The organism is Flavobacterium sp. KBS0721, assembly GCF_002007065.3.
GTDB classification, from domain to species: domain Bacteria; phylum Bacteroidota; class Bacteroidia; order Flavobacteriales; family Flavobacteriaceae; genus Flavobacterium; species Flavobacterium piscis.
Window position 1 is genome coordinate 4110738 of sequence record NZ_CP042170.1, and the last position, 18284, is coordinate 4129021.

General features: G+C 32.5%; 17 protein-coding genes. 12 read left to right on the forward strand and 5 right to left on the reverse strand.

Annotated elements, in window-relative coordinates:
• The first annotated feature begins 72 nt into the window (after positions 1-72).
• From aroB to recQ, 5 genes are all read left to right on the forward strand, one after another.
• Positions 73-1140 carry a 3-dehydroquinate synthase gene (aroB, locus tag B0M43_RS17700; RefSeq protein WP_078007580.1) on the forward strand — a complete coding sequence of 356 codons (1068 nt, stop codon included), beginning with the start codon at positions 73-75 and terminating at the stop codon, positions 1138-1140.
• Between the two features lie 298 nt (positions 1141-1438).
• Entirely contained in the window at positions 1439-2842 is a 1404-nt protein-coding gene (locus B0M43_RS17705; RefSeq protein WP_065450199.1) for an arginine decarboxylase, read from the forward strand.
• A 108-nt stretch (positions 2843-2950) separates the two neighbouring features.
• The gene (locus B0M43_RS17710; RefSeq protein WP_065450200.1) at positions 2951-3919 is read left to right on the forward strand and encodes a deoxyhypusine synthase family protein; all 969 of its coding nucleotides are present in this window, start codon (positions 2951-2953) and stop codon (positions 3917-3919) included.
• Between the two features lie 7 nt (positions 3920-3926).
• Positions 3927-4334 (forward strand): DNA primase, encoded by a 408-nt coding sequence (locus tag B0M43_RS17715; RefSeq protein WP_065450201.1) that lies wholly within the window; start codon positions 3927-3929, stop codon positions 4332-4334.
• Positions 4335-4477: 143 nt separating this feature from the next.
• A complete protein-coding gene (gene recQ / locus B0M43_RS17720; RefSeq protein ID WP_078007074.1) occupies positions 4478-6586 on the forward strand; it encodes a DNA helicase RecQ in 2109 nt (702 codons plus the stop codon).
• Positions 6587-6857: 271 nt separating this feature from the next.
• On the opposite strand, the gene B0M43_RS17725 is transcribed toward recQ, so the two are convergent.
• The 4 genes from B0M43_RS17725 to B0M43_RS17740 form a co-directional block, all read right to left on the reverse strand.
• A complete protein-coding gene (locus B0M43_RS17725) occupies positions 6858-7373 on the reverse strand; it encodes a DinB family protein (protein WP_078007579.1) in 516 nt (171 codons plus the stop codon).
• Between the two features lie 31 nt (positions 7374-7404).
• Positions 7405-9990, reverse strand: a complete 2586-nt coding sequence (locus B0M43_RS17730) for a phosphoenolpyruvate carboxylase (RefSeq protein WP_078007073.1) — start codon at positions 9988-9990, stop codon at positions 7405-7407.
• 90 nt (positions 9991-10080) lie between these two features.
• Positions 10081-10560, reverse strand: coding sequence for an Lrp/AsnC family transcriptional regulator (locus tag B0M43_RS17735; protein ID WP_008468989.1), 480 nt, complete (start codon positions 10558-10560; stop codon positions 10081-10083).
• Between the two features lie 77 nt (positions 10561-10637).
• A complete protein-coding gene (locus B0M43_RS17740; protein WP_078007072.1) occupies positions 10638-11792 on the reverse strand; it encodes a M14 metallopeptidase family protein in 1155 nt (384 codons plus the stop codon).
• 312 nt (positions 11793-12104) lie between these two features.
• Here B0M43_RS17740 and B0M43_RS17745 point away from each other — a divergent pair, with 312 nt between their 5' ends.
• Positions 12105-12554: a helix-turn-helix domain-containing protein gene (locus B0M43_RS17745; RefSeq protein WP_078007071.1), complete on the forward strand. Its 450-nt coding sequence runs from the start codon at positions 12105-12107 to the stop codon at positions 12552-12554.
• An 82-nt stretch (positions 12555-12636) separates the two neighbouring features.
• Here B0M43_RS17745 and B0M43_RS17750 read toward each other — a convergent pair whose 3' ends face one another.
• Complete coding sequence (locus B0M43_RS17750) at positions 12637-13188, reverse strand: 1-acyl-sn-glycerol-3-phosphate acyltransferase (RefSeq protein ID WP_078007070.1); 552 nt, start codon at positions 13186-13188, stop codon at positions 12637-12639.
• Between the two features lie 65 nt (positions 13189-13253).
• Here B0M43_RS17750 and B0M43_RS17755 point away from each other — a divergent pair, with 65 nt between their 5' ends.
• The 6 genes from B0M43_RS17755 to B0M43_RS17780 all read left to right on the forward strand — a co-directional run bounded on the left by B0M43_RS17755 (position 13254) and on the right by B0M43_RS17780 (position 18017).
• Positions 13254-13919, forward strand: a complete 666-nt coding sequence (locus tag B0M43_RS17755; RefSeq protein ID WP_078007069.1) for a spermidine synthase — start codon at positions 13254-13256, stop codon at positions 13917-13919.
• A gap of 11 nt (positions 13920-13930) precedes the next feature.
• Positions 13931-14608: a peptidoglycan DD-metalloendopeptidase family protein gene (locus B0M43_RS17760; protein WP_065450209.1), complete on the forward strand. Its 678-nt coding sequence runs from the start codon at positions 13931-13933 to the stop codon at positions 14606-14608.
• 6 nt (positions 14609-14614) lie between these two features.
• A complete protein-coding gene (locus B0M43_RS17765) occupies positions 14615-15091 on the forward strand; it encodes a hypothetical protein (RefSeq protein WP_065450210.1) in 477 nt (158 codons plus the stop codon).
• Positions 15092-15100: 9 nt separating this feature from the next.
• Positions 15101-15625 (forward strand): hypothetical protein, encoded by a 525-nt coding sequence (locus B0M43_RS17770; protein ID WP_065450211.1) that lies wholly within the window; start codon positions 15101-15103, stop codon positions 15623-15625.
• Between the two features lie 54 nt (positions 15626-15679).
• Positions 15680-16150 carry a nuclear transport factor 2 family protein gene (locus tag B0M43_RS17775; protein ID WP_065450212.1) on the forward strand — a complete coding sequence of 157 codons (471 nt, stop codon included), beginning with the start codon at positions 15680-15682 and terminating at the stop codon, positions 16148-16150.
• 124 nt (positions 16151-16274) lie between these two features.
• On the forward strand, positions 16275-18017 hold the full coding sequence (locus B0M43_RS17780) for an APC family permease (protein WP_078007068.1): 1743 nt from the start codon (positions 16275-16277) through the stop codon (positions 18015-18017).
• Positions 18018-18284 lie beyond the last annotated feature (267 nt).

An 18284-nucleotide genomic window follows, 5' to 3' on the forward strand; every position in this document is an offset into this window, starting at 1 on the left:
AATAAGAACAAAAGTTTGAATATTATTTCCTTAAAAATGCCTTATTTTGCGTTTTCAATTAACTACAGAAATATGCAATCTATTCAAGCTAATAATTATCTCGTACATTTTAACCAAAATGCCTACGAAGCCCTAAATAATCATTTAAAAGAAAATAAATACTCTAATTTGTTTATTATAGTTGATAATGAGACAAATGAGCATTGTTTGCCAAAATTTTTGCCTTTACTTGAAACCGATTTAACAATAGAAATTATTGAATTCGAATCTGGAGAAATCAATAAAAATATAGAAACTTGTATCGAAATCTGGAAAGTACTTACAGAACTTGGTGCCGACAGAAAATCGCTTGTTATTAATCTTGGTGGTGGTGTTGTAACAGATCTTGGCGGATTTGTAGCTTCGACTTTCAAACGTGGACTAGATTTTATAAACATTCCCACTACTTTATTATCTATGGTTGATGCTTCTGTGGGAGGCAAAACCGGAGTTGACTTAGGAAATCTCAAAAATCAGATTGGCGTTATCAACGTTCCTCAAATGGTATTAATTGATACTGATTACCTTGAAACTTTACCGCAAAGCGAAATGCGTTCTGGTTTGGCCGAAATGCTAAAACATGGACTAGTATATGATTCTGCTTACTGGAAGCAATTTTTAGATCTTAAAGCTATCGATTTTGCCGATTTTGATGCATTAATTTATCGCTCTGTAGAAATTAAAAATGATATTGTAATTCAGGATCCAACTGAAAAAAATATTCGTAAAGCATTGAATTTTGGTCACACTTTAGGTCACGCTATCGAAGGTTACTTTTTAGAAAGCCAAACCAAAACAACGTTGTTACACGGTGAAGCCATTGCGATTGGAATGATTTTAGAAAGTTATATTTCATTGCACAAAAACTTAATTACAGCAGAAGAATATACCGAAATTAAAACGGCAATAAAGAGTATTTACGATGATGTAAAAATCGAAGAAAATGACATCGATCCGATCCTTGAATTACTCATTCACGACAAAAAAAATGAGTACGGTTTGATTCAATTTGCATTAATTGAAGGAATCGGGAAAATAAAAATTAATCAATCCGTTGAAAATAAATTGATTCTAGACGCGTTTCAAGATTATAAATCTTAAAGTTTTTTTAATAAAAAGCTTTGCTTTAGGTATATATTATTTTTTACATTTGCCACGATGAAAACAAACAAAAAACAAAGACAATTTAGTTCTTATAGAAATCGGCTCAATAGTTCCTTACTAAGGATGTTGAACCGTTTTTATAATAGTAAAAGTCCGCTTTGTTTTGATGTTTTTCAATATTCGAAAGCAGAACACGAAAAACTGCAGATTGTATTTGCGAATATTAGGGTTTGAATTTTAGATTTAGCACAGTTCACTAAATTAAAAAATTACAATTCTAAACATCGAAAACTAAATGAATACAAAATATTCTGATCTAATTAATCAAACTTACTATTTTCCACAAACGGAATTTAAATTAAACAAAGACAATCTTCAATTTCACAACATCGATTTGATGAAATTGGTTGAACAATACGGTACACCATTAAAATTCACCTATTTACCTCAAATTTCTGAAAATATCAATAAAGCGAAAGCCTGGTTCAGAAAATCGATGGAAAAAAACAAATACGAAGCAAAATACTATTATTGTTATTGTACAAAAAGCTCTCATTTTGAATATATTATGAATGAAGCTTTTAAAAACAACATTCATGTCGAAACTTCATCTGCTTTTGATATTAATATTGTAGAGAATTTGTTGGAAAATGGGAAAATCAATAAGAGTACGTATGTAATTTGTAATGGTTTTAAAAGAGATGAATATATTACCAATATTGCACGACTAATCAATAACGGCCATAAAAACACTATTCCGATTATTGATAATTATGAAGAATTAGATTTGCTTCAGGCTGAGATTAAAGGAAAATTCAAAATTGGAATTCGTATTGCAGCCGAAGAAGAACCTAAATTTGAGTTCTATACTTCAAGATTAGGTATAGGATACAAAAACATAGTTTCTTTCTATAAAAAACAAATTCAGGAAAATGATAAACTGGAGTTGAAAATGCTTCACTTCTTTATCAATACAGGAATTAACGATACAGCATATTACTGGAATGAATTAGTAAAATGTATCAAAGTATACATTGCACTTAAAAAAGAATGCCCTACTCTGGATGGTTTGAACATTGGAGGTGGTTTTCCTATCAAAAATTCATTGGCTTTCGAATACGATTACCAATACATGATTGATGAAATTATCAATCAGATTAAAATAGCATGTGATGAAGCTGAAGTTGATGTTCCGAATATCTTTACTGAATTTGGATCATTTACAGTAGGTGAAAGCGGTGGCGCAATCTATCAGATTTTGTATCAAAAACAACAAAATGATAGAGAAAAATGGAATATGATCGATTCGTCTTTCATTACTACTTTGCCGGATACTTGGGCTATAAACAAACGTTTTATTATGCTGGCGGTCAATCGTTGGAATGATACTTACGAACGGGTTTTATTAGGAGGTTTGACTTGTGATAGTGACGATTATTACAACTCAGAGCAAAATATGAACGCCATTTATTTGCCTAAATACAACAAAGAAAAGCCATTATATATTGGTTTCTTTAATACTGGTGCATATCAGGAAACCATTGGAGGATACGGTGGATTACATCACTGTTTGATTCCGCAGCCTAAACACATTTTAATAGATCGTGACGAAAATGGCATTTTAGCTACCGAAGTTTTCTCAGAACAACAAACTTCTGACGATGTATTGAAGATTTTAGGGTACACTAAAAAAGTATAAAAAAAAACCTGTAAATTAAATGTTAATATCCATAAAATTATTAATTTGCAGTATCATCTAAAAGGTTAAACTTTTAATTCAAAAAAAAACAAAAAAAACAAAAACAAAATGAAAGGACCTATCAGTCAGTTTATTGAAAAACATTATTTACATTTTAACTCTGCTTCGTTGGTTGATGCTGCAAAAGCATACGAACAACAATTGGCAAATGGTGCGAAAATGATGGTAAGTATGGCTGGCGCTATGAGTACAGCAGAAATTGGTAAAATTTTTGCCGAAATAATTAGACAAGATAAAGTACAGATTATTTCATGTACCGGAGCCAATCTGGAAGAAGATATCATGAATTTAGTAGCACACTCTCACTACGAAAGAGTGCCTAACTATCGTGATTTAACACCTGAGGACGAATGGGCTTTACTTGAAAGAGGACTAAACCGTGTTACAGATACTTGTATTCCTGAACATGAAGCATTTCGTCGTTTGCAAAAACACATTTATAAAATCTGGAAAGATGCTGATGACAAAGGAGAACGTTATTTTCCGCATGAATTCATGTATAAAATGTTGTTATCTGGTGTTTTAGAAGAATATTACGAAATAGATTTAAAAGATAGCTGGATGTATGCAGCTGCAGAGAAAAACTTACCTATTATTGTACCGGGATGGGAAGATAGTACAATGGGAAACATCTTTGCTTCATACGTAATCAAAGGTGATTTGAAGGCTTCTACCATGAAATCGGGAATCGAATATATGGTTTTCCTTTCTGATTGGTATCCAAAAAACAGCACTAACGGAATTGGATTTTTCCAAATTGGTGGTGGTATTGCGGGAGATTTTCCTATTTGTGTGGTACCAATGTTATATCAGGATATGGAAATGCATGATATTCCGTTTTGGAGTTATTTCTGTCAGATTTCAGATTCAACAACTAGTTACGGATCATATTCCGGAGCAGTTCCAAACGAGAAAATCACTTGGGGTAAATTAGATATTAAAACTCCAAAATTTATTATTGAGTCGGATGCTACAATTGTTGCTCCGCTAATTTTTGCTTACTTATTAGATTTATAGGATATTTATGAAAAGAGTTATAGTAGACTACGCTAAACTTACCAACGAAATTTTAAACCTTTTGGTTGAAAAATTTCCTGATGGTTATGATGATTCGGATGTAATCCGTTTTAGAAATGCTAAAAACGAATTGATCGAAGCTGTTGAAGTTCGTACTGAAGACACTATTTATTTAGTAAAAATTAGTACAAAACTTGCTGACAGGATTGAGAATTACGATGAGGATGATGATATCGATCTTGATGTTGATACAATCGAACCAGTAAAAGGTCTTGATCTTGATGATGATAGTGATGATGACGATGACGATGATGCAATAGACAAACCGGATACTGATGGCGGAGATGATGATGACGATGAAGACAAAGATCCAGATGATATTGCTGATGAAGATGATGAAGACGACGAAGATTAATTTTCATCTTTCAAAATAAAAAAAAAGGAACTCTATTCGGGTTCCTTTTTTTTATTAATTGTTCAAAATCTTATTTTTAAATATAAGAAAAATATTATATTTAAACTTTTTATTATATTTAAAAATCAGTAAATATCAGCCTTATGAATTCAGAAATTTTACACGCCAAACTAAAAGAAAATTTCGGTTTTGAAAAATTCAGACCCAATCAGGAAACGATTATTAATACCATACTTTCCGGCCAGGATACTTTGGCAATAATGCCTACAGGTGGAGGAAAATCCATTTGTTTTCAGTTACCTGCTTTGGTTTTACCCGGGATTACGATTGTTATTTCTCCTTTAATCGCACTGATGAAAGACCAGGTGGACAGTTTGAAAACCAACGGAATTAATGCGTGCTATATTAATAGCAGTCAATCTAGTGAAGAGCAGCAATTTTATATTGATAATTTAAAATCAAACAAATTTAAGCTCGTTTATATAGCACCTGAAAGTCTATCTTACCTTGATGTTGTTTTTAATGAGTTAACAGTCAGCTTAATTGCAATTGATGAAGCGCATTGTATTTCGTCTTGGGGACATGATTTTCGTCCTGCTTATACTAATTTAGGATATTTAAAAAGCCGCTTCCCTTCTACTCCTGTTCTGGCTTTGACAGCAACAGCTGATAAAGCGACCCGAACTGATATTACAAAACAATTAAATTTAAGAAACCCAAAAACTTTTGTAGCTTCTTTTGATCGAAAAAATTTAAGTCTCGAAGTTCGTCCGGCATTAGATCGTGTAAAGCAAATAATAGATTTTGTAGAAAATAAACCCAATGAATCGGGAATTGTTTATTGTTTAAGCCGGAAAACGACTGAAGAATTGGCGTTGAAACTGCAAAAAAATGGTGTTAAAGCGAAAGCCTATCACGCAGGTTTAGAAAATAAACTTCGTGCAAAAACGCAAGACGAATTTATAAACGACGATTGCCAGGTAGTTTGTGCTACTATCGCTTTCGGGATGGGAATTGATAAATCAAACGTGCGCTGGGTGATTCATTATAATTTACCTAAAAATATCGAAGGTTATTATCAGGAAATTGGTCGTGCAGGCCGAGACGGATTGCCGGCAGAAACTGTTTTGTTTGAGAGTTACGCCGATGTAATTCAGCTCCAGAAATTTGCATCAGAAGGATTGAATTCAGATGTTCAGCTGGCAAAACTGGAAAGGATGAAACAATATGCCGATGCTTTGAGTTGTAGAAGAAAAATTTTACTCTCCTATTTTGGCGAACTCGTGAAAGAGAATTGCGGAAACTGCGATATTTGCAAAAATCCTCCAACTTTTTTCGATGGTACGATTCTCGCGCAAAAAGCATTGTCGGCTATTAGTCGTTTGCAGGAATCTGAGCCTTTGGCAGTAATTGTAGATTTTTTGCGCGGCTCGAGAAACGCGTATATCTACGAAAAAAATTATCAAAGCTTAAAAACGTACGGAATTGGCGCTGACATTTCATGGTACGACTGGAATCAATATTTAATTCAGCTAATAAACTTAGGATATTGCGAAATTGCTTTTCATCAGCATAATAAAATTCTATTAACTCCTTTTGCAAAAAAAGTTTTATTTGAAGGCGAAAAAGTAAAACTGAATACTGTTGTTAAAAAAGTAGTTGACAAAACAGAGATTAAAGAAACAAAAACTAAAGCAGCCAAAAGTTCGCTTTTTGAGATACTTCGTAAATTACGTTATGAAATTGCCAAAGATGAAGAGGTCCCAGCCTATGTTATTTTTAGTGATGCTGCGCTTAGACATATGGAAACTTTGCGCCCTATGAGTGATGAAGAATTTCTTGCAATTGATGGTGTGGGTAAAGTAAAACTGGAAAAATACGGTCAGGAATTTATAGATGCCATTGTGTATTATGAAAATGCAAAAAAAACAATAGCAAAAGCTAAAAAAGAAGGCAATACTTATAAAACAACTTTAGAAATGTTTGAAGGTGGCAATACGGTAGCGGAAATTGCAGAAAAACGAAATCTGGGACAAACGACTATTGTTTCGCATCTGGCTAAATTGTATGTTGATGGAAATGATATCGATTTAACTCAGTTTGTAACTGATGGCGAAGTGAAACTACTCCATAAAGCACAAGTTGAATTAGAATATCCAACTGCTTTAAGACCTTACTATGAATATTTTGAAGAAAAAATGTCTTATGACAAAATTAGATTTGGGCTAGCTATTGTTGAGAGGAATAAGTAATGTCGTTACGAGGAACGAAGCAAATCTCAATAGGAATTCGACATAAGTTAGCTAAAAGAAAACACACCCATTTTGTCATCTTGAGCGAAGTCGAAGGACACGTAAGATGCTCTAAAGATTGGTGATTTTGCAGGATGAGTTTCCTCCGGAGATCCCTCGTTCCTCGGGATGAAAAGATTGTCATAAATTTTAAGCTAAAAAAAATATACTAAAAACAAAAAATCCTGTGAAACATTCTTCACAGGATTTTTTTTATATTAAAAAAGCAAACTTACAAATACCTCTCTTCGAAAACATTTTGATGATGTTTTTGATGACCGATAATTACATATCCTAAAGCCCGAGCTGAAATCTGATGCGTTGAAGCAGTTCCAATTCGTTTAAGTTGTTCTTCAGATAAGCTTTTGTAAAACAATAAGGTTGAATGTCTTACTGCTGAAAATTCAGTTAGTAATTCCTGAATGCTTCTTTCGTTTGCATTAGTATTATCTACATAATCATTTTCTTCAAATCCAGGCAAAGCTGTTTTATCATTTCTTGAAAAACGCAAAGCGCGATATCCAAAAATACGCTCACAATCTATCAAATGCTGAATAATGTCTTTGATGGTCCATTTACCTTCAGCATAGCGATAATCAAATTTATCCAATGGAATATTTTGAACAAAACGGATAAAATCATGAAGCGAAATTTCTAATTCTTCGATCAGGTTAATTTGTCCAGCTTCTCGAACGTAATTAGCAAAAGGACCTGAATATTCTGTTTCTAACAAATGATTTGAATTCATGTTACAATTTTTTGTAATTATTAAATCAAAATTATGCTGAGTTTCTGCTCGCATTAGTATTTCCGAAAAGTGATCTGGTAACAATTTTTTCGTATACTTTTATCAACTCTTCATCAACCTCATTTTCTTTATTCAATTCATTAATTCTTAACAAAGCATATTGCTGTATAGTCAACAGTGGTAACACAATACGTTCTCTTACCTGAATTGACGCTATACCATCAGGATAATTTTCCATAAGTGTTTTATGTCCCGCAATTTTAAGTAATAAACGTTTTGTTTCCTGAAACTCATCATAAATAATTTGCCAGAATTCACCAAATTCAGGATCGTTTCTCATGTAAGCTGTTAATGGTAAAAATGATTTAGCCAATGACATCATACTGTTTTCCAGCAATGTTTTAAAGAATAAAGAATTGTGGTACAAATCGTGAACTTTATCCCATTGTCCTGATTCTTCAAAATGTTTTAAGGCAGAACCTACACCAAAAAATCCAGGTACATTTTGCTTCAATTGACTCCATGAACCTACGAAAGGAATCGCTCTTAAATCTGCAAAGTCTAATGATTCAGACTTACTTCTTTTAGAAGGACGGCTTCCAATATTTGTTTTAGAGTAATACTTTAACGTACTCATTTTCTCTAAATACGGGATGAATTTTGGATGGTTTTTAAAACTTAAATATTTCTCGTAACCTAAATCAGCCAATTGTGTTAAAATCTGAGTTTCGTCTGCGCTTAACTCGTTTTTCTCTTTACTAAATACCTGATTGGTAACACCGGCAGTCAATAAATTTTCAATATTATAACGGCAAGAATCCATAGTTCCAAAATTAGAACTAATTGTTTGTCCCTGAACCGTAATCTGAATTTCGTTATTTTCTATCTTTGGTCCTAAAGAAGCATAGAATTTATGTGTTTTTCCTCCACCACGAGCCGGAGGTCCTCCGCGTCCGTCAAAGAAAATCGCTTTGATGCCATATTTCCTTGATATTTCGGTTAAAGCAATTTTAGCCTGATAAATACTCCAGTTGGCCATTAAGTAACCGCCATCTTTAGTACCGTCAGAGAAACCTAACATAATGGTTTGCTTATTTCCTCTTTCCAGCAAATGTTTTGAATATTCAGGATTCGTATACAATTGCTCCATAATATGATGTGCATTTTGCAAATCATCAACAGATTCAAAAAGTGGAATAATGTCCACAGTTGGATTTTCCCAATTGTTCAAACGAATCATGGCAAAAGTTTCCATCACATTTAGTGCACTTTCGTTATTACTAATAATATAACGATTCGCCCCAAACTCACCATTTGCTTTCTGAATGGTTTTGATAGCCTGAACAGATTCTAAAGTAGATCTCGTAATTTCATTTTCAAAATCAGCAGGGTTTAATTCCCCTTTAACTTTAGATAAAACAACTAATTTTTCATCTTCAGATAATTCGAAATAATTGGAGGGAAATATTGAAGAACCAGAATTCAAATAATGGTTTACTACATCTTTAAATACTGCATCATGAATTTTACTATTCTGACGAATATCCAAACTTGCAAAATGGAAACCGAAAAGATTAATTTTTACCAAAAATGCTTCAAGATCATCTAAATAAAGTGACTGATGTTTTTCGATAATAATATCACGAATAAGGTTTAATTGTGTTAGTAATTCCTCTAAAGTTATATAAATTTCACCTTTAGAATAAAAAACAGAACGATAAAGTTTATATTCAAGTTCGGCCACTAAAGTGTCTACTCCTGAGAAAGTTAACTTGCGTTTTAAATTCCTCATTTCGATGTAATAACATTTTAATATCGAAGTACGTAAACGTTCAGCAACTTTTAGAGTAATCTCTGTAGTAACAAATGGATTTCCGTCACGATCTCCTCCTGGCCAAAAACCAAGTTTTATTAATTGATTCTGAATAGCATTTCCCTGAAGGATATTCTTTTGCAAATAATGAACAATTTCTCCGGAAGTAGCATAAAAAACATTCTCTAAATACCAGATCAAACTAACCGCTTCATCATAAGGATTTGGTTTTTCGTTCTGTATAAAAGGAGTTTTTCCTAACTGCGCCAGTAATTCTTTAATTTTTAATAAATCATTTAAACGAATTGCTTCTGTTAAGTCATTAATAATTCCTAAAACAGGTCCAGGATAAAATTGAGTTGGATGCGCTGTTAGAACTGTTCTGACATTAAAATTTTCTAAAAATTCAATCAATTCGTCATCTTTCTCCTTAGCATCTGATTTTTCTTTAATATCACGCAAAGATCCGCGGCCTTCCATATTGTTAACTTCCGGGAAAGCAGCATCTTCAATAGCGTCAAATAATACAATTTGTCGCTCTGTGTATTGAATAAATCGAAACATTAAATCGATATTATCTTTTTCAGTTGCATTGTTTAAATAGCGATTAGAGAAAAAATCGAATATTTCTTTTGGAGTTTCTTGTTTTTTAAATCCCGTTTCGCATGTCTCTGTAAACAAAGGAAGTAAAGCACCCGTATTGTCTATAGAATCAAAAGGCAATGTTATAAATACACTATTATAAATGTGGTATTTTGAAAGAACATCTTGATTAAAACGTTCTATTTTAGGTAACGTGTACATAATCTATTGTAGTTGGTGGTTAATTAGTCATAAAAAAACCTCAAGAATAAACTTGAGGTTATATTTTAATATAGCATTCAAGAGAAAAAATTACATATTTTTAAAAATAGTATGCATCAAACGCTTCTTATCGTTGATACTTTCTTCTAATGAGATCATAGTTTCTGTTCTGTAAACACCATCGATATCATCGATCATGAAGATAACTTCTTTTGCGTGCTTAGTATCTTTTGCTCTAATTTTGCAAAAGATATTGAATTTTCCTGTCGTTACAGAAGCCACTGTTACGAACGGAATTTGATTGATTCGCTCTAATACAAATTTAGTTTGAGACGTATTGTTTAGGAACACACCTACATATGCAATAAATGAATATCCTAATTTATCGTAATCTAAAGCCAATGAAGAACCCATTATTATTCCTGCGTCTTCCATTTTCTTAACCCTAACATGCACTGTACCAGCAGATATCAATAGTTTTTTTGCAATGTCAGTAAACGGAACTCTCGTATTGTCTATTAACATATCTAAAATCTGGTGATCTACTTCATCTAAACGAAATTTACTCATAATTCTTTAATTAATATTACTAATTGCTATTACAAAGTATAAAAATATATATAAAAAACAACAAATTCACATAAAAATTAACTTTTTATCAATCCGTTAACAAATTTAACATTTTTATTTAAATAAAAATCTGCTTTTTGATTTGATTTCGGAAAATTACTAAAGTCATCGGAATAAACTGCTCCTTCAGCATCATATTCGTAATGTCCAAAATAATTTTCCAATTCGCCCGCTTCAACTATGTAAGCGTTAAAATGAATCTTATTTTCAATCAATTCTTCTTTGTATTGTGCGACAAAATTCGTAATAATTTCGATACCATCATAATTTATTTTGATATTTTTATACATAAAATCATAAAAAACCACTTTATTTTGTGAAATATTCAAATAATCATTAATTCTATTATCAACTAAATCGTTTTCGCTAATGATTTTAAAACTTGAAAAAAGTGAGAAAAATAAGAACTTTCGGGTAATTTCTCGTTCGTAATCATGAGGAAAATGACCTGCTTCGAATAAAATAGTTGGCGCTCCCAAAAACTGAAATGTATCTCCTATACAATTGATATTAAACGAATCATCAAAGCGGCCAACCTGTCCCGGAATATACTCTTGCAGTACATCATTAATTCCCGCAATAACATTAATTGCTTTTAAGCGATTCTCATTCACTTCTCTTTCTTCATTATAAGAAGGTGCTAAAAATGAAACAGTTGCAGGTTTTCCTGTATCTCCTGCACCAAATATAGTGCGCTGATCATGCATGTTAAAGCAATAATGAGGTTTAAAACGCTCGAAAACATCTCGTAAAACCTTGCTTTCTGGCTGAGTAAGGTTTTGAGAATCTCTGTTTAAGTCAATTTTATTAGCATTTTCTCTTGTATAAAGTCGTGCACCATCCGGATTTAAAATAGGAATACAGTAAAAGGTAAACGTATTAAGCATTTTCTCTGCAATCTCAGATCCGCTGTTTAAAACATTGATAAAGTCAAACAAGGCTTTTGTTGTAGTGCTTTCATTTCCGTGCATTTGTGACCAAAGGTAAATGCGGGTTGCTCCGGTCCCAATTTGGTAACTATATATAGGTTCGTCTAAAACTGATCTTCCAATTATTTGTACTTGATTATTTGTATTTAATTTATCTAGTAATGGTTTAATATGATCTAATGTCAGATAACGACCTTCTATTGTTTTCTCTTTGTAGTGGCTAAATAATTCTTCTAAATTCATTGTCTTTTGATTAGTTTACAAAAGTAAACATCTTTATTTTTACATTTGTAAACATTGAAAAATAAGTATAATTTATAATTGTAAACAAGATTTTAATCTATTTTAACCAATTAGTGTATACGGGAGTTGACAAATGTTATAACTTTAATTATTAAAAAATAATAGATTGCATATTAGTCATTTAATAATCATTATCTAAAGCTTTAATTACTATTAAATCCACTTTCTACTGTAATTTACAACTGTAAAATTGCTTTATCAAATTCTTTTAGTTACATTTGTAAACAATGGTTTTAAAAATGAAAATTTACAATGGTAAACATAGATGATTTTGTAAAACGCCTCGAAATTATACTGGAGTATTATGCTTTAAATGCGTCTTCTTTTGCGGATAAAATTGGTGTACAGCGTTCAAGTATGTCTCACCTACTTTCAGGCAGAAACAAACCAAGCTTGGATTTTGTAATGAAAATTACGGAAGTTTTTCCTGAAGTCGATCTCTACTGGATTTTAAGTGGCACGGGAAGTTTTCCAAAAAACAATGAGGAAATTTTAGAAACAACAAAAACTCCTGCTCCTATTTCTTCAAATGAAAAGTTAACTCCTGGAGATTTGTTTTCTGAGATTAATTATGAAGCTGGAAAAACAGAAATGAAAATTGCTTCAGAAACTAAAAATCAAAATTTAATTTCTGAAGAAAGTGAAATTGAGAAAATTGTTATTTTTTATAAAAACGGAACTTTCAAGGCATACAATCCATAATTCGAAAAATCGCATATTGCAAAAAAAATAAAAATATTTTACGTTTAAGCGATTCTCACGTTGTTTAAAAAAGAATGAAATTTTATAACTGAAAACCGTTTTCCGGAATTCTGCCTACAACTCCTTCATAATGCTTTTTCAAAATCAAAAGATCAGCTTCGTAATTTCCGGTTGGTAAAAATGGTTTTGCAAAACTAACCTCTTTTTTACCCCAATCAAAAGTAACAGGAACAATAGGTACATTTGCCTTAAGTGCAATATAATAGAATCCTGTTTTAATTTCTTTTACTTTTTTACGGGTTCCTTCGGGTGCTACAGCCAAACGAAAAACATCTTTTCTGTCAAAAATCGCTGCAATCGAATCTACTTTGTTCAATCCGCCGCTGCGATCCAGAGGTTCTCCTCCTACGCTTCTAAAATAATATCCAAAAGGAAATTTGAATAATTCTTTTTTCCCAACCCAATTCATCTCTAAACCGGAGATTCCACGGGTAAATATTCCCAAATAAAAATCATGATTGCTTGTATGTGGCATCACCATCATCACACATTTTTTCACTTCTGCATTTTCAATTCCCACTATTTTCCAGCCCATTAGCTTAAAAAAGATGAATTTATACAACTGTTTTTTCATCAAAGTTTATTTTTCTTGCAAAATAAAAGATTTAAAGTGGTAAATTTGAGTAAAAGCATTTAAAAATGATTCGAAAATTATTCAGTTATATCATTCCAATAAAAATATTCAAGAAAAAATCAGAAAGAAGTAAAATTATCGAGGTTACGTGGGCAAATGGAGAGTTGGTTCTGGATTCTGAGAACACCAATTATTCGTACGGAAGTTTGCAGCGTATCTTAAGATACGGTCTTAGAAACATAGGTTACAATACGATTCGTAAAATGGATCACATTCTTTTATTGGGAGTTGCCGGCGGGAGCGTCATCAAAACACTGGTAGATGAAATTGAATATAAAGGTAAGATTACAGGTGTAGAAATAGATTCTGAAATTATTCAGATCGCCAATCAGTATTTCAACCTTGATCAAATAAAGCAATTGGAAATTGTAATTGATGATGCGTTTGAATTTGTTTTAAAAACAAAAAACAAATATGATCTCATCATTATAGATATTTTTGAAGATATCAAAATGCCAAATTTCTTATTTGAAAGTTTTTTTAGCGGACGAATTTGCTCTCTTTTAAAAAATAAAGGTTTTGTTCTTTTCAATACCATGATTTTAGATGAAGCCCATAATGTTCGCAACAAAAAATATATTTCAGAAATAAATACCGAATCGTTTACTTCGAAAATGCTGCCCCGCATTGAAGTACATAATGAGTTAATAATTATTGAAAAAGTTGTTTAAATTTAAATTTTATGAAACCTCTTGCCTCCATTTTAAAAGCCTTGCCACCTACTAAAGTGATTGATTCTAGTATACATCTTTCAAAATATATTCCGTTAGATTTATCTGTTACGAATCATGAATTAATGGAAATGAAGCCTGAAAATGCTTCTGAATTTGAAACATTTATTTCTAATTATCTGGAAAAAAATAATGCAGAAGTCGCATTTGGAGGTTACATAGAAGGTCGTACCTTATACAAACGAAGTACGATTTTTAAAAACGATTCTATTCCTGAGCGCAATATTCATATTGGGCTTGATTTATGGACAAAAGCTGATACGGCAGTTTTGGCACCGCTTAGCGGAAAAGTACACAGCTTTAAAAACAATATTGGTTTGGGTGATTACGGTCCAACAATTATTTTAGAGCACATTATCGAAAATGAAAAATTTTATACTTTATACGGACATTTATCGTTAGAAAGTATAGAAAACCTTAGTGTTGGGACATTTTTTAATAAAGGTCAAAAAATTGCAACTCTTGGAAATTCAAGTGTTAATGGCGATTATGCACCTCATGTACATTTTCAGATCATAAATGATATCGAAGAGTACAACGGTGATTATCCCGGAGTTTGCAATACAAATGATTTGAATTTTTATATTGAAAATTGTCCTGATCCCAACTTATTATTAAAAATTACTTAAATAGTTATGAAGAAAGCAGGATTGATTATATGTTTGTTGCTGTTAATTGGGTGTAAATCGAAAACCGTTAGCAGAGATACCGAAGATTTAAAAATTAAGAAAATTTCTGGTGCAGAGGTTAATGCCAATCAGCAACAAAAAGCGTACGAATTAGGAAAACGGGTTTTAGAAACCTGTAATACATCAAAGTTTAAACCTTTTAATGAAACAGAAGTAACTGCTTCGGTGAGGCAAAACACAACCGAAGAGCGTTTAACCAAAACATGTCAGAGGTTCAGACAATATTACGGAAGTTTTATAGATTTAAAATTAGATGGCGTTTACAAGACAAAACAAGAAGTAGTGTACCGCTATCACGCCTTATACACAAAAAAAGTCGCCAATAAAGAATTGCGCGTTTTTGTGAATGAAGAAAATTTGGTTTCTGCCATTAAATCAATGGATTGGGATGAAAAATTTGATTCTAAAATAACTGAACAATAAAATAAAATTATGAATTTAAAACTGCCTTTTTTTTTAGTACTGCTAATTTCAACATTTGCAAATGCTCAGGAAACAATGAGTGTAAAAGGCTCTAAACCTTATCCTGCAACAGAAAATTATACTTTCATTTGCGAAAAATATGTTTACACAGGCGAAGCAAATGTTCAGATTGCAAAAACAGAAAAAGGAGGCATTTTAAAAATAACCATTAAAACAGCAAATGATAAAACCAGAATTTCTGGTGGTTTATATGTTGATTTAGCAAACGGGGATGTTATTCCCTGCGTTGACAAAAAAGTAAACGAAAGTACTGAAGGGACAACATCTTCATATTATTATTTTACTCCGGCCGAAATGATCAAACTTAAAAAAAATGACATTAAAGGAGTACGCTTTATAGTTACCGGAAACTCTAACGCCTTTGGCGATCAAACCGGATATTTTACAGCATCAAATAAAATGACCTATTTTTCGACAGCATTTGATAAATCTAAAAAATCATTTGATACTGCCGCAGCAATTACTACTCTATAAATAAATTATTTAATCTAATAATTTATTTATATTTATACTCTAATATAATACCCTATGAATCCTAACGAAGCATTAATTACCAAATTTTATACTGCTTTTGCGAACGCCGATGCGAAAACAATGAGTGAATGTTACCATCCTAAAATTCATTTTATTGATCCTGCTTTTGGCTTACTAAAAGAAGATCAGGTGACTAAAATGTGGGAAATGCTTATTTTAAAAAGCAAAGGCAATATCAAAATAGAATTTTCAGATATAAAAGCCGATGATTCTTCAGGTTCAGCAAAATGGGTTGCTGCTTATAATTTTAGTAAAACAAATAGAAAAGTAATCAATACAGTTACTGCCGAATTTGCTTTTCAGGACGGATTAATTATCAAACATACAGATAGTTTTGATGTTTGGAAATGGTCGAAACAAGCTTTTGGTCCAATGGGATATTTATTAGGATGGACAGGTTTTTTTCAGAAGAAAATTCAGGACCAGGCCTTATTGTCACTCAAAAAGTTTCAGGAATCTAAATAATTTCCAGAAATTATAAATTCAAAATCAGCTAAAATATATTTTTAGTATTTACTATCTGCCTTCATTTAATATTTGCTTGTTTTTTACTACTTTTTGTTGAGTTAATCGTTAATGGGGAATAACTATGAAAGAACTTGTACACAAAAAACTAAATCAATTACAGGCAACGGCAATTTGTGGAAACGATATTAGTTCCTCTTGTTTATACGTTTCAGCATTAACTATTTTGTATGCAGGTCAATACGCCTGGATTTCATTATTAATAGTTGCAGTGGTTTTGTATTTGTTCAGAAAAATTTATGGAGAAGTTGTTGGTGCAATCCCCTTAAACGGTGGAGCTTACAATGTCCTATTAAATACATCAACCAAACGATTGGCTTCACTCGCTGCGACATTAACCGTTTTGTCGTATATGGCGACAGCAGTAATTTCAGCATCAGAAGGCATGCATTATTTACACGGAATCTTCGAAAGTTTAAATGTAACTATTGCAACAATTGTCGTTCTCATTTTATTTACAGGACTTGCTATTTTAGGAATCGGCGAATCGGCATTCGTGGCCGTGATTATTTTTATCACACATTTAGCTACTTTAACCCTACTTGTCTTAGCTTCGTTATGGTTTGTCTTAAACAATGGTTTTGAAATTTTTCATATCAATTGGGCAACTCCCATAGCGTACGGAAATATTAAAACAGCCTTATTTCTGGGTTTTTCGGCAGCCATGCTTGGTATTTCGGGTTTCGAAAGTTCTGCCAATTTTGTCGAAGAGCAAGAACCAGGCGTTTTTCCAAAAACGCTTAGAAATATGTGGGCAATCGTAAGTTTCTTCAATCCTGTAATTGCGATACTGTTAATCAGTATTATACCATTAACCGAAGTCGGCGCAAACAAAGAATCACTTCTCGCTCATTTAGGACAAACCACCGGAGGATCATGGCTCGCGTGGCTTATTTCTATCGATGCTGTTTTAGTTTTGTGCGGAGCAGTGTTAACTTCATTTGTTGGAGTTTCCGGATTATTAAACCGAATGACCTTAGACAGAATTCTTCCTAATTATTTTTTAAAACAAAATGCAAGAGGTTCGCATTATAGAATTGTAATCAGTTTTTTGGTTTTATGCATTTCGGTACTTTTTGCTACAAGCGGCCATTTAGAATCTTTGGCCGGAGTTTATACTTTTTCGTTTCTCGCCGTCATGGCATTATTCGGAATCGGAAATTTATTACTCAAATTCAAACGTAAAAAATTACCAAGACCTGAGCGTGCACGCGGAATTGCAGTCGTGCTGGCAGTTTCGTTTATCATTGCCGCTTTCATAGGAAACATGAAGCTCAACATCAACTCCTTTTATACCTTTTTAAAATACATGGTTCCGTCACTGATTTTTATCGGAATCATGCTAAACCGCGTCATCTTAATTCGATTACTAATCGAAGCTTTAGAGTATTTCTATCAGCCTTTACGAAAAATGGTAATTCTCAGCAATCGTTATTTACAACGAATGAGTGTCGAAATCAATTCGCAGGAATTTGTCTTTTTTACCAAAGGCGACGACATTGCCATTCTCAACAAAGTCCTGCAATACGTTCAGGGAAATGAAACCACCAATAAACTAAAGATTGTTTATGTAACAAACAATACTTCAAGAAACGAAGCTTTAATAAAAGATCTTGAAGTTCTGGATCGCGCTTACGATGAAATTGACCTGGAATATCTTGAAATACAAGGTGTGTTTGGTCCAGAAATCATCGACGAATTATCCAAAAAGTGGAAAATCCCTAAAAACTTCATGTTCATAGGTTCTCCCGGAAATAAGTTTTCGTACCGCGTTTCGGATCTTGGCGGAGTGCGCCTAATTATGTAGTAGAATTTTCAGGAGCAAACACATCAGTTTTCTTAAGACTTTCTGTCCCGCTTTCACCTTTATCTTTGTTCGTTCCTCTCAAAGGATACCGGCTCTATCGGGGCTAAGCGAGAAATTTATCATTCATAAGAAACAAAAAATAGTTTGCAACCGAAATTGTTTTTTAACCGCGAGGCATAATTTTACCGCAAAGCACGCAAAGTTTTTTATCAAAGCAGTTTTATAAAAACGCAAAGTTCGCAAAGCTTTGTATTGACCAGCTTTGCG

Coding starts and splice junctions, on each gene's coding strand:
- aroB (WP_078007580.1), top strand. CDS start 73: ATGCAATCTATTCAAGCTAATAATTATCTCGTACATTTTAACCAAAAT.
- B0M43_RS17705 (WP_065450199.1), top strand. CDS start 1,439: ATGAATACAAAATATTCTGATCTAATTAATCAAACTTACTATTTTCCA.
- B0M43_RS17710 (WP_065450200.1), top strand. CDS start 2,951: ATGAAAGGACCTATCAGTCAGTTTATTGAAAAACATTATTTACATTTT.
- B0M43_RS17715 (WP_065450201.1), top strand. CDS start 3,927: ATGAAAAGAGTTATAGTAGACTACGCTAAACTTACCAACGAAATTTTA.
- recQ (WP_078007074.1), top strand. CDS start 4,478: ATGAATTCAGAAATTTTACACGCCAAACTAAAAGAAAATTTCGGTTTT.
- B0M43_RS17725 (WP_078007579.1), bottom strand. CDS start 7,373: ATGAATTCAAATCATTTGTTAGAAACAGAATATTCAGGTCCTTTTGCT.
- B0M43_RS17730 (WP_078007073.1), bottom strand. CDS start 9,990: ATGTACACGTTACCTAAAATAGAACGTTTTAATCAAGATGTTCTTTCA.
- B0M43_RS17735 (WP_008468989.1), bottom strand. CDS start 10,560: ATGAGTAAATTTCGTTTAGATGAAGTAGATCACCAGATTTTAGATATG.
- B0M43_RS17740 (WP_078007072.1), bottom strand. CDS start 11,792: ATGAATTTAGAAGAATTATTTAGCCACTACAAAGAGAAAACAATAGAA.
- B0M43_RS17745 (WP_078007071.1), top strand. CDS start 12,105: ATGGTAAACATAGATGATTTTGTAAAACGCCTCGAAATTATACTGGAG.
- B0M43_RS17750 (WP_078007070.1), bottom strand. CDS start 13,188: ATGAAAAAACAGTTGTATAAATTCATCTTTTTTAAGCTAATGGGCTGG.
- B0M43_RS17755 (WP_078007069.1), top strand. CDS start 13,254: ATGATTCGAAAATTATTCAGTTATATCATTCCAATAAAAATATTCAAG.
- B0M43_RS17760 (WP_065450209.1), top strand. CDS start 13,931: ATGAAACCTCTTGCCTCCATTTTAAAAGCCTTGCCACCTACTAAAGTG.
- B0M43_RS17765 (WP_065450210.1), top strand. CDS start 14,615: ATGAAGAAAGCAGGATTGATTATATGTTTGTTGCTGTTAATTGGGTGT.
- B0M43_RS17770 (WP_065450211.1), top strand. CDS start 15,101: ATGAATTTAAAACTGCCTTTTTTTTTAGTACTGCTAATTTCAACATTT.
- B0M43_RS17775 (WP_065450212.1), top strand. CDS start 15,680: ATGAATCCTAACGAAGCATTAATTACCAAATTTTATACTGCTTTTGCG.
- B0M43_RS17780 (WP_078007068.1), top strand. CDS start 16,275: ATGAAAGAACTTGTACACAAAAAACTAAATCAATTACAGGCAACGGCA.